Consider the following 19,956-nt stretch of genomic DNA (forward strand, 5'->3'; position numbering starts at 1 on the left):
GTTAGAAGGTAATGTTGGCGCCAACAGTAAAGGAACGGGTGGTTGGGTATTTATCCCGCTCATCGATGCCGGGTGAAAGACCAACCCTGTTCACTTCCGGATCGATGCCGGTGTAACCAGTGATGGTGAGCAGGTTGAGGCCGGCAACATACACCCGTGCATTGCGGATCACTTTGCTGTTTTTAATGGGCAGTGCATAACCAAGGCTCACGTTGTCGATCTTGATGTGGTCGCCCTGCTCAATGTAGTAAGAAACATATGCGAGGTCGGCATAGATGGGCGTTTTGCCATAAACCGGGTCAAACGCAGACTGGAGCATGTTGTACTGGTTGATCTTGGGGTTGGCATAATACATCTTTTGCATGTTCAGGATCTGGTATCCAAAAGCGCCACGCAGGTTGATGTTCAGGTCCCAGTTGCCCATCTGGAAAGAGTTGTTCCAGCCAACGATGTATTTGGGAATACCGTTGCCCAAGATCTTTTTGTCAGAAGGCGTTGAGTTGCGCATTGATTTTGGCTTGCCGTCTTCTCCTTCAATGATCCAGGTAGAATCCGGTGCAATGTCGATGGATTTGTATCCATAGAAAGAACCAACGGGCTGACCTACATAGTTGCGGTGGGTGGCTTCCTGGATGGGTTCGCCGGTGCCACCTGCAGTGATGTAATCAATAGTGCCCGAAGATGCAGGACCAGTGATGGCAATCAGCTTGTTTTTGTTGGCAGAGAACGTAAAGTTGGTGTTCCATTCAAACTTCTTGCTGCGCACCGGCACCACATTTACCAGCACTTCTAAACCACGGTTGCGCATATGGCCCGAGTTCCACAAAATGCTGTTGAATAGGTACGGCGGCACAGGCACGGCGAAGTTGTAGAGCATGTCTTTGGTATCACGCTGATAGGCATCGATGCTACCGCTAACACGGTTGTTGAAGAGGGCAAAGTCAACACCAAAGTTCCATTCCAGTTTCTTTTCCCAACGCAGGTCGGGGTTGGGGTTGCTGCCTGGTGCAATCTGCTGGATCCAGCGGCCATTGCTCAGGAAACGTGCACCATAGTCGGACAAAATAAGCGAACGATATGGATCGTTGGGAATGGTACCGGTGATACCATAACCTGCACGCAGCTTCAGGTCGTTGACAGCGCGAACATTCTGCATGAACGACTCCTTGTTGATGCGCCAGCCAAGCGACACGGCCGGGAACTGGCCCCACTGGTAGTTTTTACCAAATTTGGAAGAACCTTCGTGGCGCAGGGAAGCCATCAACATGTACCGGTCTTTAAAGGTGTAGTTGAACCGGCCAAAGAAACCAATCAGCCTCCAGTCGTTCTTATCGCTGTTCATACCAAACGGCGTGGTTTGAAAAGCAAGACCGTCGCCGGATTCAAGCCGGTTGTAGGAAAACAGGTCGGAAGGAAAATCGGAGTTGTATGCATCAAAGCCTTCGTACGAATTGTACTGGTAGCTGTAACCACCCAACGCTGAAATGCGGTGGTCGCCAAAGCTGCGGCTATAGTCGGTGGTAAATTCCAACAACTCATCGCGGCTAAAGCTGCTGCCTCTTGAAGCATACCCGCGGCGGTTGTTGTTAACCGATGCGAGGTGGTTCCATTTTTCGTAGTAAGCACTCAAACCATTGGTTTGGTTGCCCGAAACAAGCAGTTTAAAATTCAGGTCTTTGATGGGCGTAAAGGTAACGCTACCGTTTAATCGCAGTTCGTTTGCACGGTACTCGCCATCGGTTTCCTGGATGCTGCGGAGCGGGTTTTCGTAGTTATACACCGGGCGTTCAAAATAATTGCCTTCGGGTGTATAAACCGGTTCCGTTGGATTGCGGATCAGCGCCTGGCGGTAGGCGTAGCTATAACTGGGCCCCGAAAAGTTTTTACGCGAACGGGTAATGGCATTGACATTGAATTTGAGTTTGCCATCAAACATCGCATGGTTTACATCGAGGCGGCCAATGATCTGGCGGTTATCTGAGCGAAGGAAAATGCCCTGCCAGTCGCGGTAGTTGAGCGATGCGGTGTAGTTTGTTTGCCCGTTGCCACCTTGCAGCGTAAGGTTGTGGGTGTGGCTGATGGGTGTGCGGGTAATGGTTTCAAACCAATCAGTGTTGGCGCCATATTCGTCGTTTGAACCGGCTACATTCGAATAACCGGGCTTGGTTGGATCCTGGTCCTGGTTGAAGCCTTTTACGCCCTGGCTGATCAGGCGGCGGTAATCATCGGCATTCAGAAACTCCATTTTACGGGCAATTTGCTGCACCGTTACATAGCCATGATAGTTAAGAGTGGGCGGACGGTTGCCGCCTTTGCGTTTTACGGTAGTGATCAGGATCACACCATTGTTGCCGCGGGTACCATAAATGGCCGCAGCTGAACCGTCTTTCAAAACATCAATCGATTCAATGTCTTCCGGTGCCACCGTGTTCAGGTTGCCAGGGATACCATCGATCAATACAAGAGGTGCGTTGTTACCTAAGATACTGTTGGCACCACGCAAAGAAATTTGTGCAGTTGCATTGGGGTCGCCGCTGGGTGTGGCTACCGAGATACCGGCAACTTTGCCCTGGATCAGTTGTGCAGCATCACGGGCAAAGCCTTGTGTAAAATCTTCAGCCTTTACGCTGGACACAGCACTTGTAACCTCTCCCCTTCTTTGCGTGCCATATCCTACCACCACTACTTCGTTCATGCTGGCAATGTTTTTCTCCAACTGAATGGTGATCGAAGCCTGGTCTTTGATGGGAAACTCCTGTACGGCATAGTTGGCATACGACACAACCAGCGTTACGTTTCCTTCCACATTCAGGCTAAAGCGCCCAGCGGCGTCGGTGGTGGTACCAACGGAAGAATTTTTAACCTGAACCGATGCACCAGCCAGAGGTTCCTTTGTTGTGGCATCTGTAACTACGCCTGTTAAGGTGCGGTAAGCTACATAACCCGGTGGAACATAAGGAGCCGCATGCAGCGGTTGGTTAGTAAGCAAGGCACAAGCTAATATACATTGTACCATTCGTTTCATATACGATGACTTTAGGGGGTGAGAGGAAGTTCAATGAAACACTAAATTATGCGGCTTCAACAGCGATGTGCAGAAGCATATTATCCTGATGTTTACAAATTTTAACCCTTTACCCTGCTGCATAAATTATGGGCATTATTTGTGTAAAATGCTGCAACAAAAGCCGCTACAGGCGCCCATCACATCGATTTTCAGCAGCAACGTTCCAAGGTTAAAATATGGGCATTATTTGCAAAATGCGGCGCAGCAGTTTTCTTTAATGAATATTATTTTAGCAGGTTTAGCCTGCGGTAAAATGGATGGGTTGTGATGTAAATAAAGATGAGGAAAAGTGCAAGGATTTCTGCAGCAGGCCACTTCATTTTTATACCCAAACGCAACGCCGCCAAAACGCTACCGGTTCATATCTATATGTTATCTTGTCGCATTACTACCTTCATGATCAAACCCACCTATATGAAGCCTATTTATTGGTTGGCCGGCCTGGCCCTTAGTTGCGGCTTACAGGCCGCACAGGCACAATCCAAGCCCCAGACTTTTACCCGTGCCGATACCCTGCGCGGCAGCATTACGCCACAACGTGCCTGGTGGGATGCGCAGCATTACGCCATTTCGGTGCAGCCCGATTTTGAAACCAAATCTTTAAAAGGCAGCAACACCATCGGCTATAAAGTGTTGGATGAAAAAGGTGCTGCCGAAATGCAGATCGACTTGCAAACGCCGCTGCATATTGATAGTGCTGTGTTAAATGGCAAACAAAAGCTACGCTTTCGCAACGATGGCAATGCCTGGTTCATTGCAATGCCACAGCAAAAGAAAGGCGCAACCAATAAACTCACTGTTTTTTATTCGGGAACACCAAGGGAAGCTGTACGTGCACCATGGGATGGCGGCTGGACCTTTACGAAGGACTCACTAAACCGGCCCTGGATGACCGTTACCTGCCAGGGCCTCGGCGCATCGGTTTGGTACCCGTGTAAGGATCACCAAAGCGACGAACCGGACAGGGGCGCAACACTTACTATGATCGTTCATGATACATTGATGGCAGTAGGCAACGGACGATTGAAACAACAGCAAAAGCTACCCGGCAAGCTCGCCAGTTTTACATGGGAAGTAACCAACCCGATCAACAACTACAACATCATCCCGTACATCGGCAAATATGTTTCGTTTAAAGAAGTGTATCCCGGCGAAAAAGGCAAGCTGGATGTAACCTATTGGGTGCTGGATTACAATTTACCTAAAGCAAAAAGCTACTTAAAACCGGAGGTGCACAACACGCTGAAAGCATTTGAACACTGGTTTGGCCCCTACCCTTTTTATGAAGATGGCTACCAACTGATTGATGTGCCGCACACCGGCATGGAACACCAAAGTGCTGTGGCTTATGGCAACCATTACAAACCCGGTTACCGCGGCCGCGATGGCTCGGGCACGGGCTGGGGCATGAAATGGGATTTTATTGTGATCCATGAAAGCGGCCACGAGTGGTTTGGCAACAACATCACCACCCGCGACCTGGCCGACATGTGGGTGCATGAAGGTTTTACCAATTACAGCGAAACGCTTTTTGTGGACCATATTTTTGGCGTGCAGGCCGGCAACGAATACAATAGGGGCACCCGCCAGGGCATCCGCAATGATAAGCCCATCATTCCGCCCTATGGCGTAAATGCACAAGGCAGCGGCGATATGTATCCCAAAGGCGGCAACATGTTGCATGCCATCCGCCACAGCATGGCCAACGACGTCCTGTTCCGCGACATCCTGCGTGGTTTGAATAAAACATTTTACCACCAAACCGTTTCCAGCAAACAGGTGGAAGAATACATTTCAAAGCGGGCCGGTTTTGATTATACCAAAGTATTTGACCAGTACCTGCGCACAACGCAAATACCCAAACTCGAATTTTATGTAAGCGGCAATGGTCAAAAGCTTATCTATCGTTGGACCAATTGCGTAGCCGGTTTCAACTTGCCTATTTCCATGCAGAATGCTACTGTTTCTATGCGCATTGAACCCACAACAGGATGGAAAACATCCGAACTGAAAGCGGGCGCTGAAGCACTGTTTACAAAAGAAGCCATTGAGAAAATGTATTACATCGTTGCCGAGCCTTCGGAGGGCAAAACTGCATTGCGCTAAACACGCTGCGCCATTTCAGCAAACAACCATCATTCCCGATTCAATTTTATTATGCGTTATACAAAAATCCTTGTTGCATTTTTAGCTATTGCCACGGTCTGCCAGGTGGCCATTGCGCAATCTACCCGCGGCATGGTGTGGGCCAAAGAAGGCAACCGTTATTATGCCATTGAAGACAACGGTATTGTGGCCTATCAGTTGCCCGCCTTTACCAAAACAGTGGTTGCCGATTCGGGCACTTTAAAACCCGCAGCAGGCCAGCGTTCCATTCCCATCCGGTCGTTTGCCTTTTCAGATGATGGCAAAAAAGTATTGCTCTACACCAACACTAAAAAAGTGTGGCGGCTCGATACCCGTGGCGATTACTGGGTGAAAGATCTTGCATCCGGCACATTGAAACAATTGGGGCAAGGAAGGCCGGCATCATCACTGATGTTTGCAAAATTTTCACCGGATGCGAGCTCCGTTGCTTATGTTTCAGAGCACAACATTTTTGTAGAAGACCTTGCATCCGGTGCGATCAAACAACTTACCAAAGACGGCACGGACCGCCTCATCAACGGAACTTTTGATTGGGCTTATGAAGAAGAATTTGATTGCCGCGACGGCTTTCGGTGGAGCCCCAATAGCAAAAGCATTGCCTACTGGCAAATTGATGCGCGGCAGATCCGCAATTTCCTCATGATTAACAACACTGATTCGGTGTATTCGTTTACCATCCCGGTTGAATATCCGAAAGTGGGCGAAGCGCCTTCGCCTGCAAAAGTGGGTGTTGTCAATATTGCATCGGGGGCTACCACATGGATGCAGGTGCCCGGCGATCCGCAACAGCACTACATTCCGCGCATGGAGTGGGCTGCCAACAACACCGAGATCATATTAGAACAACTGAACCGCAAACAAAATGTAGCTAACATTTTTATTTGCGATGCTGCAAATGGAACCGCTAAAAAAATCTACACCGAAAACGACAACGCATGGATTGATGTAAAAGCCCGCTGGAGCGATGACTTTGCGGGCTGGGATTGGCTCAATGGCGGCAAAAACTTTTTGTGGGTTTCGGAAAAAGATGGCTGGCGCCATATTTACCTGCTCGACCGCAATGGTAAAGAAACACTCATCACCAAAGGTGATTACGATGTGATCTCGGTAAATGCAATTGATGCAAAAAACGGGTACGTGTATTTTATGGCGTCGCCGCAAAATGCAACGCAGCAATACCTGCACCGCATTTCGCTAAAAGGCGGCGGAAAGTTGGAGCAATTATCGCCTGCAGCGCAGCGCGGCACACACCAATACCGCACCAGCCCCGATGGTAGTTTTGCCATGCACAATTTTTCCAACCACCGCAACGAACGCTTGTCGGAATGGGTGCAACTGCCTGCGCATAAATCCATTAAAACGCTGGCGCAAACTGCAGCCGGCGGTGGCCCGAACGTAGAAATGTTTACCATCACCACTGAAGACGGCATTACAATGAACGGCTGGATGGTAAAGCCCAAAAACTTTGACAGCACCAAAAAATACCCGGTGGTTTTCCAGGTGTATGCCGAGCCCGCAGGCACAACAGTGCGTGATGCTGCAGGAATTGGCAACAATGGCCTTTACATGGGCAACATGGCCGACGACGGATACATTTACATGAGTGTGGAAGGCCGCGGAACGCCGCAACCGAAAGGTGCTGCATGGCGCAAATCCATATACCGGAAGATCGGTGTCATCAACATCCGCGACCAGGCAATGGCGGCAAAAAAAATAAGGCAATGGTCGTTTGTAGACAGCAGCCGTATTGCGGTGCATGGCTGGAGCGGCGGTGGCTCAACCACGCTTAATCTGCTGTTTCAATACCCTGATATTTACCAAACCGGTATATCCATTGCGCCGGTGCCCAACCAGTTGTTGTACGACAATATTTACCAGGAACGCTATATGGGTTTGCCGCAGGAAAATATGGAAGACTTTGTGGCCGGATCGCCTATTACACACGCCAAAAACCTGAAGGGCAACCTGCTGGTGGTACACGGCACCGGCGACGATAATGTGCATTACCAAGGCACCGAAATGCTGATTAACGAACTGGTGAAATGGGGCAAACAGTTTCAGATGATGAGCTATCCCAACCGCACCCACTCTATTAACGAAGGCGAAGGAACGAGCAGGCACCTGGCTGGTTTGTTCACCAAGTTTTTAAAAGAACAATGTCCCGGCGGACCTAAACGGGAAGGCGGCAACAAACAATATTGATCGCACAAAAACGCGTTTACTTTTAGCATGAAAAACAGGACCATGCGCAGCAACCGGGGTGTTTGGATGGTGACCGCTATTGCTGCGCTGGTAACCGTCTTTGTGCAATGCATGCAGCAGCCCGCAGCAGCCGGCACCGACCTGCGTGGTGCAGGCTACGCGGGTGCTGAGGCGTGCCGTAGTTGCCATGCAAATATTTACGACAGTTACCTGCACACAGCACATAACCGGAGCACAGCACCTGCAAACGAAGGCACGATCAAAGGCAGCTTTGAAAGGGATTCAAACGAGTATTACTACCAGCCGCATGTAAAGGTGGCCATGGAGCGCCGCGACAGTGGCTTGTACCAGGTGGCTTACCTCAATAACCAGGAGCAACAGGCATTCCGGTTTGATTTGGTTGTGGGCTCCGGCAGAAAGGCGCAAACTTTTTTGTATTACCAAGACGACAAGGTTTTTCAACTGCCCGTGTCTTATTTTGTGCCGATGCAGCGCTGGGCCAACAGCCCAAACTATCCGGCTAAGCAAGTGCGCTTTGACCGCAACATTCCCATTGGTTGTTTTGAATGCCACAGCTCTTATATCCGCCGCACCAATGTAAGTGCACAAGATGGCTTTCGTGTGGATCATTTCGATCAGGGCAAGATCATTTATGGCATCGATTGCGAACGATGCCATGGACCGGCTGCGCAGCATGTGCAGTTTCACCAGGCAAACCCAACAGAAAAAACAGCGCAGCACATACCGGTGCAGGCATCGCTTACACGCCAGCAGAAAATGGATGTTTGCGCCACCTGCCATTCGGGTTTGCGGGAGTCAATCAAACCAACATTCCGCTTTACACCCGGTGCACAGTTGTCCGAATTTTTACCGCCGGATACGACGAAGCCAGACCCGAATGCTATAGACGTGCACGGCAACCAGGTGCAGCTATTGCAGGCCAGCGCCTGTTTTGAAAATAGCATCACCATGGATTGTTCGTCCTGCCACAATCCGCATACTACTGAGCGTACAAACATGGCCGTTTTTTCGCAGCGTTGTATGAGCTGCCACCAGCAATCGGGCAATGCCTTTTGCCCCAAGGAAAAAGAGCTGGGTGCCGGCATCCGGGCCAATTGTATCGATTGCCATATGCCGGCAAAAGAATCGCATGTGATCTCATTGCAATCGCAGGGCAGCATGCAGCCCACGCCTAATCTGGTGCGGACGCATTTGATTGGGATTTACCCGGGAGAGGGGAATAGGTTTAAGAAGTTGTAGGGAACTGATCTTTGCTGCGAATGGGGTGTCAATCTTCTACTCGATCAGTCAATTGCAATAGGCTTGTGTAAAATTTTCTCTCGCAGAGAATGATACCTTCCTATACGCTTCTCGTATAAATTTCCACATGAGCATTTTTGCAACACGTTCGGCACCGCTGCTTGTCATCCTGAGCGCAGCGAAGGATCTGAACGTTGTGTTTTAGAAAATGTCAGCATTGGCGAGACACTTACAATTGTCAACATTAAAATTGAATGGAAACTCAGATCCTTCGCTGCGCTCAGGATGACAAAGGCAAGTGCATTTACATTTGCAAAGAGCTTATAAACAAAAGTGCTTTAAAAAAAATTAATATCACGGAAACAACTTTTCTTTCCTGATATAAGCAATCGACGAATCCACCGCGGCAAACACATCACCACCGTATTTATCCATTTCCAAAATATACCATTCCACACCTATCTCTTTGCCCTTTTGAAAAATAGGCTTGTAGTTAATCTTGCCCTGGCCCAGCGGTACCCAGTTTGATGCAGGCATATCAGGAGGCATAAAGTTGGCACCGGTAAAAACGCCGGTGGATACGGATGGTGCCATGTCTTTGATGTGCAAAAAGTCAATGCCGCCGCGGTATTGCTGCATAAATTGCACCGGGTCCTGCCCGGCATAAGCCACCCAATACATATCGGCTTCCAGCCGCACACAATTGCCATCAATGCGCTCCATAAAGCTGTCGAAAAACGTTTTACCACTGCCCATCGGCTGCAATTCATAGCCATGAATGTGATAATACAATTGCAGGCTCTCTGCCTTTGCCGCGGCGCAGGATTGTGTGAGCAAATCAGCAGCTTCGTTTACAACTGCCAGTGTTACCGTGTCTTCTTTTGTGTTCTTCAACCACGCAATGCCCACATATTTGGCACCCAGTTTTTTCGCTGTCTGCATGATCATGGCGGGATCGTTTCGCCAGTCTTTCATTTCGCTCCAATGGAGTGCAAACAGTTGCAGGCCCGCTGAATCCAATGCCGATTTAAATGCTTCCGGGTTGCCGGTGATATAAGGTGCATCAAAGCCTTCCACATAGTCAATGCCGAGCCCTTTGATCTTGTTTAATGTGCCCCGCACATCTTTCTGCAGTTCATAACGAAAGGTCCAGAGTTGTGCGGCAAGTTTGGGTTTCATGGCGGGCTTTTCCTGTGCGATTGGTGTTGAGGATTGAGGCGCATCGGCGCAGGAGAAAAGAATAGTGAGCAGGGAGAAAGCTACACAAAGAAATGCGTTGGTATTAAATACACCTTTCAGCATGAGTAGGGGCTTTGTTGGAAACAACTTATTACCTAATAAACAGGCAGAGTGGGTGATACTTGAATGGATTCGCATGGCATGCATTTAATTGATCAAGCGTGTACAAAGCTGTACGAATGAATAAAACTTTAAACAACGCGATCATTTAAAATACACATTAATTGCTTTGTTTCCAGATTGTCGTTTCTAATTAATAAACTTCCCAACACATCGTGCAGCGATAAACCATAAAAAAAGCAACGACCTTTTAGGCCGTTGCTTTTTTATACCATGATCAATAATAATATTGCTGCTTTTAAAACTGCTTCCCTTCTACTTCCCCACTTTTATAAAACTTCCATTTGGTCTTATAATCTTCCGTCAGCGGCTGGTTGGTAAGGATGGCACGGATCATTTCAACAGGCATTGCATTGAGGCGCATCACCGCATCGTGGTATTGTTTCGCGGTCATTTTGCCGCTATCCACCAGCTCCTTTTTCAATGCATAAAACTGGCGGCCGCCGGTAAGGTAAGCCAACTGGTACAGCGGCGGGTAACGGCCTACAAACGAACGGCGAACTTCGCCTTCTGCATTGGCCCGCTCATGCCCTACGCGGTCCACCAGGAAATCGATGCACTGCTGCGGCGTCCATTTGCCCATGTGGTAGTTGAGCGAAAAAATGATGCGGGCACAACGGTGCATGTGCCAGAACAACATACCGATGCGGTCTTCAGGGCTTTTGGCAAACTGCATATCCCACAACAGCAGCTCCCAATACAGCGCCCAGCCTTCGGTCCAGAACGGCGTGCTAAAGTTGCGATAAGTGCGGTGGCGGCTGTTCATAAAATATTGCAGGTTGTGGCCGGCAATCAATTCGTGGTGCACCGTTGCTTTCGAAAAATGCGGGTTGTTGCCCCGCATGCTCATCATGCGGTCGGCCTCGTCCATGGTATTGGTGGGGTACGAAATAATGATATCAAGCCCGCCCAGGAAAAACGGGTTTACCAGTTGGCGCTCCGGCGACATCATCATCATCCCCCATGTTTCTTCGGCCAGTGGCGGAATGGTAATGAGGTCATTTTTCTTTAAAAAACCAATCGCTTCATCGTACAATTTCAGGATGGCTTCAGGTTGTTTGCCGGCAGGCACATAACTGTTCTTTACCTTTTCCATCGCCGCTTTCCAGTCGGTACCAAAACCCATTTCCTTGGTAGCTTTCAGCAGCTCTTTATCGCACCAGGCAAACTCTTTGTTGGCAATATCAATCAACTCCTCGGGGCTATAAGGAATCATTTCGTAAGCCAGTTGGCGCACCAGCGCATCGCGGCCTGCAGGTTGGCCTACAATGCCGCTTTTATCCGGCGCAGTAAATGCAGCTGCTTTGCCTTTGATGTCTTTTGCATAACGGGCCAGCGTTGAATCAAGTGCCTGGTACGTTTTGGGTACTGACCAGGTAAACATCGGATCATAGCCATTGTAAAATTCATACACGCTGGTAGCCGCTTTGCGAACGCCTTCCACCGCTTCGGATGCGGTATATATATTTTCCTGCGTCAGTCCTTTTTCGTCTTTTAGTTTTTGCTGCAGTGCCGATACATCCCGCACAATAGCGGTCCATTCTTTTGCCAGTGCATCTGCATTGGGCTGTGTGCCACGGCGGCGCAGCTTTTCGGCGGCCCATATTTTATCTGCGAACGGAATCCATTGCTGGATTTTAGCGTACTCCTTTTCTTCATCGGCACCTTGCCGCAGCTTTTCTTCTAGGTCGCGTTTAAATAGGATATAATCCACCTTGCATTCCTGTGGCAAAGCCGTAAAAGATATTTGCGACAACTGCTTCAGGTAGTCGTTATACAGCTTTGCCAAACGAGCCCGCTTTTCAGGCGAGCCTATGCTGCCCTCACCGCCTGCGTTGCGAAAAGTGTTGCCGGTAGCAGGTGTGTAAAAACGTTGCACAGCGCGGAGGTCTGCATTGAACTGCACCATCATGTCGGGCATTTCCTGGCAGGGCACAAAAGAAGCTTTGGGTTGCGCCACCGCCTGCAACGCCACAAAAGAGCAGGCAATGAAAAAAGGCTTTTTAAGCAGGCCAAAATGGTTCATACAGATCGTTTAAACAGCGAGTCAATAAAAAGAAAACGGGTGCAAAAAACAAATGCATGTGCCACATAAGACACATGCATTCGATAAAGTTTTTTATCAGGAAAAACGATTGGCATCAAAGGCCGCAACATCTACCTGCGGCTTTTTACCGCCAGCTAAATCGGCCACCACTTTTCCGCTGGCCGGCCCCAAGCTCAGGCCCATCATGGCATGGCCACCGGCAATTATTAAGTTCTTGTACTTTTTGTTGTAACCCAGGTAGGGCAAGCCATCCGGAGAACAAGGCCTGAAGCCATACCACACATCTTTTTCGTTGGGCAACTCCAGTTTTATACCTGGGAAATATTTCGGCACCGATTCCACAATGCCCTGCACCCGGTTCATGTTGATGCGGCTGTTGACCGGCGCAATTTCCATAGTACCGCCATAACGCATGTAGCCATTCATGGGTGTGATGGCCACACGGGCTTCGCACAAAATGGCGGGAATATTGAGTTTTTGCCGCGGCTCGTTGTAGGTAAACGAGTAGCCTTTACCCGGCATCAGCGGAATGGTTACACCAGCCATTTTTGCCAGTTGCGGCAGCCACGATCCATTGGCCATCACAAATACATCGCCGTCAATTTCGCCTTTGTCGGTCACCAGTTTTTTTACCGCACCACCGCTGGTTACTACATCGGTTACTGTATGATTTTCTTTAAACACAACGCCTTTGTCTTTGAGGTGCTGTATTAATTGCGGCATCAGTTTGCCAGGGTATAAATGCGCATCACAACGGTAATGCACAGCGCCTAAAATATCGAGTTCTATGCCCGGCTCCCACTCCTGCACTTCCGATTTATTTAATGCAACAACATCCAGTCCCAGGCTCCTTGCCTTGTCAGCCAGGTGCACTTCCTCCTCACCTACTTTTTCAGTTTTGTAGTACATGAGAATGCCTTTTTTTTCATAGGCAAAATCAAGCCCCGGCTCCTCCTGCCATTCTTCGTACAACTGCTTGCTGTATTTATTGATCTCAAGCAGCGGAAGTGCCGAATCCTCCACATGCTTGGTGGTGGCGCTTTTTACAAACTTCAATCCCCAGTTAATAAGGCTTGGGCTCAGCGAAGGTTTTACATAAAAAGGGCTGCGGCTGTTGAACATCCAGCGGATGCCCTGCGCCACCATGCCCGGTGCCGCCAGCGGCACAAAATGACTGGGCACCACCATGCCTAAGTTGCCGTAGGAGCAACTGTCGGACAAGTCTGTTTTATCAACAACGGTTACATCCCAACCGTCTTTTTGCAAATAATAGGCGGCACTCAAACCAATGATGCCGCCACCGATCACTACTGCTTTCATGAAAGCTGTTTGAAAAATTAAAACGTTAGATCACCTGAAAGCCATGTGCATACGGGTCATCATCGTCGATGATGATGGTATTGTAACCGGTTACCACCGCCCAGCCTTCAATGCTGGGTACAATGGCCGGTTTACCGCCAATAGTTGTTTCCGCTTCGATGCGGCCAATGAACTTGGAACCAATGATGCTTTCGTGTATAAACTCGTCGCCTTTTTTAAGCTGGCCTTTGCCATACCACTGCGCCATGCGTGCCGATGTGCCGGTGCCGCAGGGCGACCGATCAATGGCTTTATCGCCATAAAAAACAGCGTTGCGTGCAGTGGAAGTTGGGTCCAGCGTGGCGCCGGTCCACATCATGTGGCTGCACCCCTTAATGTGCTCAATTTCGGGATGCACAAATTCATACTTTTCGTTGATGCGCTGCCGGCAGGTGCGGCTCCACGAAATGATCTGGTCGGCAGTGTAATGTTCGAGTCCCTTGAAGTTCGTTTGTGGATCAACGATGGCGTAAAAATTACCACCGTATGCCACATCAAATTTAATGGTGCCCAAATCAGGACATTCTACTTCCAAACCTTCGGCCGCCAGGAATGATTTTACGTTGGTCAGTTTTACCGACTTTACTTTTTTTCCTTCCTGCTTGTATTCGATCAACACCAATCCTGCCGGTGCTTCCATGCGCAGTTGGCCCGGTGTTTTTGGCGTTACCAATCCTTCTTCAATAGCAATGGTGATGGTGCCAATGGTGCCGTGCCCGCACATGGGCAGGCAGCCGCTTGTTTCAATAAACAACACACCAATATCATTCGCCAGATCAGAAGGTGGGTACAGGATGCTGCCACTCATCATGTCGTGGCCGCGGGGTTCAAACATCAGCCCCTTTCGGATCCAATCGTATTCGGCTAAAAAATGCAGGCGCCGTTCCATCATGGTGGCGCCTTGCAGCAACGGGCCGCCCCCTGCCACCAACCGCACCGGGTTGCCGCAGGTATGGGCATCTACACAAAAAAACTTTTTTGAAGCCATATAAAGGTGCCGGGCTTGCCGGCAAAAACAATTGAGTGAACAAAGCAGCGCAACCGTTGCGGTTACGCTTTTGCGGTTTGCATGGCCACGGCCAAGTCAACGGGCCCCCTGGTGAGCACGCTATTTATTTTGCGCATAATGCCTAGTGGGTTTGCATCTTTCAATGCATCGGGCAGATGCTCCTGCGGGCAATCCTGGTAGCACACGGGGCGCACAAAACGCTTGATGGCATCGGCACCAACAGAGGTGCTCCGCGAATCGGTTGTGGCCGGGAACGGACCGCCGTGTACCATGGCCTGGCCCACTTCCACACCTGTGGGCACACCGTTGAAAACTAAGCGGCCAACACGGTCGGTGAGCAAATCAATGGTTTCCGCAAAAACAGCTACATCGGTGTCAGTACCCATCACCGTGCCGGTAAGCTGCCCGTGCATGCTGGAAACGGCCTCGTTTAACTGGTGCACACTGCTGCAGCGAATGATGAGCGAACTGGGACCAAATACTTCTTCCTGCAGATCGGGGTTGGCAATAAATGTATCGGCAGCCACTTCAAACAGCGTAGCGGTGGCGGCGTATTCATTGGCGGCATCGCGGCGCTGCACCAGGGCACGTACACCCTGCAGCGCCAACAGTTTTTCAATACCCGAATTATAGCTGCCGCAAATGGTTTTATTGAGCATGGTGGCTTCGGGTGCAGCCTTCAGCAGGTCGGCAAGTTTTTGCACCAGCAGGTCGGTAGTGCTGTTTTCTAAAACAAACAACAAACCGGGGTTGGTGCAAAACTGGCCTGCGCCCAATGTAATGGATGCAGACAATTGCGCCGCCACTGTATCCCACTCCTGCTCCGATTTTTCGGGCAGCACCAGCACGGGGTTGATAGAACTCATTTCGGCATACACCGGAATGGGTGCCTTGCGGTCGTTGGCCGAGGCTTTATACAAAGCCATACCTGCACGGTACGACCCGGTAAAACCAATAGCTTTTACATCGGGATGCTTGGCCAGCATTTGTCCGAGGGTGCTGCCTTCACCAATAAGCGAAGAAAAAACGCCATCGGGCATGCCGCATTTTTGCGCAGCCCGCTGTATGGCACCAGCCATCAGTTCGTTGGTACCCAAATGCGAGGTATGTGCTTTTACAATTACGGGGCAACCCGCTGCCAATGCAGACGCGGTATCGCCGCCGGCGGTAGAAAAAGCAAATGGGAAATTAGACGCTGCAAACACCAGCACAGGGCCCAGTGGTTGCGCCACTTTGCGGATGTCGGCGCGGGGCAAAGGCTTGCGGTCGGGCAGCGCGGTATCAATCACGGCTTCCACCCAAGATCCTTCGCGGAGCAGTGCTGCAAACATGCGCAACTGGCCCGTGGTGCGGCCTTGTTCGCCCAAAAGGCGCTGCTGCGGCAGGCCGGTTTCCTGCATCGTACGCTCAATCAGGTCGGTCCCTAGGGCTGCAATTTCATCGGCAATGGTGTCCAGAAAGTGGGCACGTTCTTCGGGGGTTGTTTTTTTATAAACAGCAAAAGCGGCCCTTGCCTTTGCAAGGGCCTCCAATGCTTCTGCTTCGGTAGCGATGGTAAAATTTCCGGGCAAAAAATCGCCGGTAACGGTACTGAAGGCGCGGAGTGTTTCGCTGCCTGCAGCACTGGTTTTGTTACCTATGAGATTGCTTCCATGGAGCATACTTCTGTTGGTTGTAGGTTAAGATAATCGGGCAATTGCGGCCTGTTGTTCAGTGCTTCATTGATCACCGCCTCAACCGATGCCCGCTCGGCACCTTTGAGCCGCAGGCGAGGCTTGCGCACATACTCGGTACCAATGCCCGTGCTTTGCGCAGCCAATTTAATGTATTGTACCAACTTGGGATGAATATCGAGGTCCAAAAGGGGCATAAACCAGCGGTAGATCTTCAACGCCTCAGCCAGCTGGCCTGCTTTTACCAACCGGTAAATGGCCACCGTTTCCCTTGGGAACGCATCCACCAGACCGGCCACCCAGCCATCGGCACCGGCGCACAGGCTTTCCATCGCCAGCGGGTCAACACCACACAACACTTTATAGCGATCGCCAAAGCGATTGTGCATGCGGATCACATTCGATGTATCGCGGGTCGATTCTTTTACCGAGCAAATGTTGTCCACCTTTGCCAGCTCCTCGAACATTTCGAGGGTGATCATGATCTTATAATCCACCGGGTTGTTGTAGAGCATAATGGGCAGCGAAGTGCTGGAAGCAACGTCCTTGAAGAACTGCACGGTTTCCGCATCATCGGCTTTGTAGCGCATGGGCGGCAGCAGCATCAGGCCATCGGCGCCGTTGGCCTCGGCATCCTGTGCAGCCTGTACGGCCACACGGGTTGCCTGTTCGGCAATGTTCATGATCACCGGTGTGGTGGCCCCCACCAGCTCTTTTGCATATACCAGCAGGGCATCTTTTTCCGCGTTGGCAAGTGTGCTTGCCTCTCCCAGCGATCCACCCAGGATGATGCCATCCACGCCGGCCGCTATTTGGGCCTGTGTATTCAGCTTAAAGGTTTCAAAATCGATGGACTCATCTTCATTAAAGGGTGTCAGAACAGCAGGGTACACGCCCTTCCAGGTAATATTGGTCATAATTTGCTTTTTACATTGAAACAAAACTAACACCGCCCCACGGGTTTAGGTGTTCAGCAATTAATGCATTGTTTACATATTTTAACTGGCCCACATTATAAAGAAAAAACATCCGTGTAAACAGGCCAAAAAGCCTTGTGGCGGGCAATTGGATAAATGACTTCAATTTTAATGCACCTAATTTAAGAGATTCGATAATTACGGCAGTTGACTTACAGCAGGAACCGTCAATATTCAATTGAGGCTTTTTTGTTGCTATGTAAAAATGCCACCGCCGCATGCTACCATACACCATAATAACAAAGGCCGGAGCTATTGAGCCCCGGCCTCGTCTAATATTAAATCATCACTGATTGTTCTGCTACAACTGGCCTGCCAGGCGCTTGCCGCGGGCTGCCAGTTCCTGCTCGTATGCAGCCCAGTCGGTAATCTTTTTCCGCGCTACCCCCGACTCCACAGCAGCCATCGCTACCTGTAGCGAAACGGTTGTGAGTAGCCGCTTATCGGTGGGTTTGGGAATAATATAAGTGCTGCCGTAATGCAGGTGCGGTTCGTGGTAAGCCTCTTTCACATCGGCGGGTACGGGCTCTTTTGCCAATGCGGCAATAGCTTTTACCGCAGCCATTTTCATGGCTTCGTTGATGGCTGTGGCCTGGACATCCAGCGCACCGCGAAAGATGTATGGAAAGCCCAGTACGTTGTTTACCTGGTTGGGAAAATCGGAGCGGCCTGTGGCCATAATCACGTCTTTGCGGGTAGCAACCGCCAGCTCATAACCAATTTCCGGATCAGGGTTTGCCATGGCAAAAACAATGGGCCGCTCGGCCATCGACAGCAGCATTGGTGCCGTTAAAATATTAGCCGATGAAAGACCTACGAATACATCGGCGCCGGGCAAGGCATCTTCCAACGTATGTATGTCGCGGCTGGTGGCAAATTCAGCTTTGGTGGTATCCAGTCCTTCCCTGTCGGCACGAATCACACCCTTGCGATCGAGCATCACAATGTTTTCTTTTTGCACGCCCAAGGCACGGTACAACCGGCAGCAGGCAATGGCAGCGGCACCGGCTCCGTTTACAACCAGCTTTATTTCGTACAAATGTTTTTGCTGCAGCTCGCAGGCATTGAGCAATGCTGCTGCGGAAATAATGGCCGTGCCGTGCTGGTCGTCGTGCATTACCGGGATGCCCAATTCGGCCTTCAACCTGTGTTCTATTTCAAAGCATTCTGGCGCCTTAATGTCCTCGAGGTTGATGCCGCCAAAAGTGGGTGCCAAAATTTTTACAGTACGCACAAATTCATCTACGTTGGTGGTATCCAGTTCCAGGTCAAACGCATCTACATCGGCGCAGATCTTAAACAGGAGTGCTTTGCCTTCCATTACCGGTTTGCTGGCTTCGGGACCGATATTGCCCAACCCCAATACGGCGGTGCCATTGGAAATAACAGCCACCAGGTTTCCTTTGGCGGTGTATTTATAAACATCATGTATGTTTTCGGCAATCTCCAGGCAGGGCACTGCCACACCCGGTGAATAAGCCAGCGACAGATCGCGCTGTGTTTTGGTGGCCTTGGTGGGCAATACTTCAATTTTACCGGCCCTGTTGTCCGAGTGATATGCTAAAGCAGCTTCCCTGTCTTGTTCAGGGGTGTGCAACGTGTTTTTCATAAGCCTTACTTAGTGAACCTCCTGCACCAGGAGTTCGATCTTACTGTTTAAAAAAACCTGCAAACCACATACAGCGGCGCAGGCAAAGGGCTGCAAACATATAAAAAAATAAATGCCCGGAACTTGAGTTTGCGCATCCATGCAAACGAGCAAGCAGCGCTGGCGGGATGACCAGCGTTAGGTGCGCATTGTTTTAAAATGTTTGCTGTTTAAAAAAGCCAAGCGCATGCAAAAACGCCATTACTTTTTCTGATACACCCTAACATAGTCTACTTCAAAACGCGAAGGAAAAGTGGTGTTTGATGGATCGCCGCCATTGTCGCCACCAATAGCCAGGTTGAGCAACATGTAGTGTGGCTGCTTAAAAGGATTGATGCCGGAACCATCTTTATTTTCCAGTTGGCTTAGTGGCACTCGGTTCAACAAGATATCATCCACATACAATGCGACGGCTGTTTCATCCCAATCCATGCGCCATATGTGAAAAGAATCGGCCCAGGCCTTTCCGCCCAATGAGTCTACCGAAAATGTTTTGGTAGACCAATGCGCTTTGTAAGGCGTTGCAGTGCCGGTGGCCACGTTGGCCAGCAACATGCCGCGGTAATATTCCATGATGTCGATCTCGCCATTGGAGGGCCACTGTCCCCGAACACCGAGGGTCCACCATGCAGGCCAGATGCCTGCACGAGCATCGATTTTTCCACGCATCACAAAGCGGCCGTACTGCCACTCGTGCCGGCCCCTTGTGTTGATGCTCGACGATGTGTATTCAATGTTTTTGCGGCGCTGCCGCCAATTATCGCTGCCTTGCTGAAACGCAGGATTGGCCTTGTTTTCGCGGCGTGCTTCAATGGTTAGCATGCCACTGCTGCAGGTTGCATTTTGCGGCTGGTACCATTGCGCTTCATTGTTGCGCACAAAGCCTTCTTCGTGGCGCCATTTGCTGCTATCGGGCGGACCGCTTCCATTGAATTCATCTGCCCAAACCAATTGGTATCCATCGGTTGCATAGGCATCGTTGCGGGTGGCTTTTTGTGCGGTGTTGCAGGCGCTGAATAGTATGGCGGCGGGAAGCAGGTATTGTAAGAGGTGCATGTCAAACGTTGTTGTTCTTTGTTTTGCAAAACAAATTTTAAAGTAAAGAAATAATTGTAAAATGAGCGGAAGTAGTTGGTGCTGGTTGATGTAATGCATGCTATTGATGCCCGGCTATTTATATCTGCAATTTTTTTTGCAGGCTCACTTC

Annotated in this window: 12 protein-coding genes; 3 read left to right on the plus strand and 9 right to left on the minus strand. The window is 50.1% G+C overall.

Annotated features, from left to right (window positions below):
* Window position 1 precedes the first annotated feature (1 nt).
* Entirely contained in the window at window positions 2-3,025 is a 3,024-nt protein-coding gene (locus DRJ53_RS12805) for a SusC/RagA family TonB-linked outer membrane protein (RefSeq protein WP_114236036.1), read from the minus strand.
* 456 nt (window positions 3,026-3,481) lie between these two features.
* On the opposite strand from DRJ53_RS12805, the gene DRJ53_RS12810 reads away from it, so the two are divergent.
* Genes DRJ53_RS12810 through DRJ53_RS12820 form a run of 3 tightly spaced genes read left to right on the plus strand, consistent with a single transcriptional unit; the run spans window position 3,482 to window position 8,677 of the window.
* Window positions 3,482-5,173 (plus strand): M1 family metallopeptidase, encoded by a 1,692-nt coding sequence (locus DRJ53_RS12810; protein WP_114236114.1) that lies wholly within the window; start codon window positions 3,482-3,484, stop codon window positions 5,171-5,173.
* Between the two features lie 51 nt (window positions 5,174-5,224).
* Window positions 5,225-7,417 carry a S9 family peptidase gene (locus tag DRJ53_RS12815; protein ID WP_114236037.1) on the plus strand — a complete coding sequence of 731 codons (2,193 nt, stop codon included), beginning with the start codon at window positions 5,225-5,227 and terminating at the stop codon, window positions 7,415-7,417.
* A 27-nt stretch (window positions 7,418-7,444) separates the two neighbouring features.
* On the plus strand, window positions 7,445-8,677 hold the full coding sequence (locus DRJ53_RS12820) for a multiheme c-type cytochrome (RefSeq protein ID WP_114236038.1): 1,233 nt from the start codon (window positions 7,445-7,447) through the stop codon (window positions 8,675-8,677).
* Between the two features lie 354 nt (window positions 8,678-9,031).
* Here DRJ53_RS12820 and DRJ53_RS12825 read toward each other — a convergent pair whose 3' ends face one another.
* The 8 genes from DRJ53_RS12825 to DRJ53_RS12865 all read right to left on the minus strand — a co-directional run bounded on the left by DRJ53_RS12825 (window position 9,032) and on the right by DRJ53_RS12865 (window position 19,805).
* Complete coding sequence (locus tag DRJ53_RS12825) at window positions 9,032-9,979, minus strand: sugar phosphate isomerase/epimerase family protein (protein WP_162303868.1); 948 nt, start codon at window positions 9,977-9,979, stop codon at window positions 9,032-9,034.
* Window positions 9,980-10,274: 295 nt separating this feature from the next.
* Window positions 10,275-12,062, minus strand: coding sequence for a DUF885 family protein (locus DRJ53_RS12830; RefSeq protein ID WP_204743387.1), 1,788 nt, complete (start codon window positions 12,060-12,062; stop codon window positions 10,275-10,277).
* 96 nt (window positions 12,063-12,158) lie between these two features.
* Window positions 12,159-13,403 carry an NAD(P)/FAD-dependent oxidoreductase gene (locus tag DRJ53_RS12835; RefSeq protein ID WP_114236040.1) on the minus strand — a complete coding sequence of 415 codons (1,245 nt, stop codon included), beginning with the start codon at window positions 13,401-13,403 and terminating at the stop codon, window positions 12,159-12,161.
* A gap of 25 nt (window positions 13,404-13,428) precedes the next feature.
* Window positions 13,429-14,430 (minus strand): 4-hydroxyproline epimerase, encoded by a 1,002-nt coding sequence (locus DRJ53_RS12840; protein WP_114236041.1) that lies wholly within the window; start codon window positions 14,428-14,430, stop codon window positions 13,429-13,431.
* A gap of 62 nt (window positions 14,431-14,492) precedes the next feature.
* Window positions 14,493-16,112, minus strand: coding sequence for an aldehyde dehydrogenase (NADP(+)) (locus DRJ53_RS12845; RefSeq protein ID WP_114236042.1), 1,620 nt, complete (start codon window positions 16,110-16,112; stop codon window positions 14,493-14,495).
* Window positions 16,088-17,041, minus strand: a complete 954-nt coding sequence (locus DRJ53_RS12850) for a dihydrodipicolinate synthase family protein (RefSeq protein WP_175580753.1) — start codon at window positions 17,039-17,041, stop codon at window positions 16,088-16,090. The genes DRJ53_RS12845 and DRJ53_RS12850 overlap by 25 nt, the downstream gene beginning before the upstream one ends.
* 361 nt (window positions 17,042-17,402) lie before the next feature.
* Window positions 17,403-18,710 carry a malic enzyme-like NAD(P)-binding protein gene (locus DRJ53_RS12860; RefSeq protein ID WP_114236044.1) on the minus strand — a complete coding sequence of 436 codons (1,308 nt, stop codon included), beginning with the start codon at window positions 18,708-18,710 and terminating at the stop codon, window positions 17,403-17,405.
* 240 nt (window positions 18,711-18,950) lie between these two features.
* Window positions 18,951-19,805, minus strand: coding sequence for a glycoside hydrolase family 16 protein (locus DRJ53_RS12865; protein ID WP_114236045.1), 855 nt, complete (start codon window positions 19,803-19,805; stop codon window positions 18,951-18,953).
* Window positions 19,806-19,956: the final 151 nt, after the last annotated feature.

The organism is Paracnuella aquatica, assembly GCF_003332885.2.
Taxonomy (GTDB): Bacteria; Bacteroidota; Bacteroidia; order Chitinophagales; family Chitinophagaceae; genus Flavisolibacter; species Flavisolibacter aquaticus.

Excerpts from the sequence above, each read along its gene's own strand:
- DRJ53_RS12805 (WP_114236036.1), bottom strand. The coding sequence starts at position 3,025 with ATGAAACGAATGGTACAATGTATATTAGCTTGTGCCTTGCTTACTAAC.
- DRJ53_RS12810 (WP_114236114.1), top strand. The coding sequence starts at position 3,482 with ATGAAGCCTATTTATTGGTTGGCCGGCCTGGCCCTTAGTTGCGGCTTA.
- DRJ53_RS12815 (WP_114236037.1), top strand. The coding sequence starts at position 5,225 with ATGCGTTATACAAAAATCCTTGTTGCATTTTTAGCTATTGCCACGGTC.
- DRJ53_RS12820 (WP_114236038.1), top strand. The coding sequence starts at position 7,445 with ATGAAAAACAGGACCATGCGCAGCAACCGGGGTGTTTGGATGGTGACC.
- DRJ53_RS12825 (WP_162303868.1), bottom strand. The coding sequence starts at position 9,979 with ATGCTGAAAGGTGTATTTAATACCAACGCATTTCTTTGTGTAGCTTTC.
- DRJ53_RS12830 (WP_204743387.1), bottom strand. The coding sequence starts at position 12,062 with ATGAACCATTTTGGCCTGCTTAAAAAGCCTTTTTTCATTGCCTGCTCT.
- DRJ53_RS12835 (WP_114236040.1), bottom strand. The coding sequence starts at position 13,403 with ATGAAAGCAGTAGTGATCGGTGGCGGCATCATTGGTTTGAGTGCCGCC.
- DRJ53_RS12840 (WP_114236041.1), bottom strand. The coding sequence starts at position 14,430 with ATGGCTTCAAAAAAGTTTTTTTGTGTAGATGCCCATACCTGCGGCAAC.
- DRJ53_RS12845 (WP_114236042.1), bottom strand. The coding sequence starts at position 16,112 with ATGCTCCATGGAAGCAATCTCATAGGTAACAAAACCAGTGCTGCAGGC.
- DRJ53_RS12850 (WP_175580753.1), bottom strand. The coding sequence starts at position 17,041 with ATGACCAATATTACCTGGAAGGGCGTGTACCCTGCTGTTCTGACACCC.
- DRJ53_RS12860 (WP_114236044.1), bottom strand. The coding sequence starts at position 18,710 with ATGAAAAACACGTTGCACACCCCTGAACAAGACAGGGAAGCTGCTTTA.
- DRJ53_RS12865 (WP_114236045.1), bottom strand. The coding sequence starts at position 19,805 with ATGCACCTCTTACAATACCTGCTTCCCGCCGCCATACTATTCAGCGCC.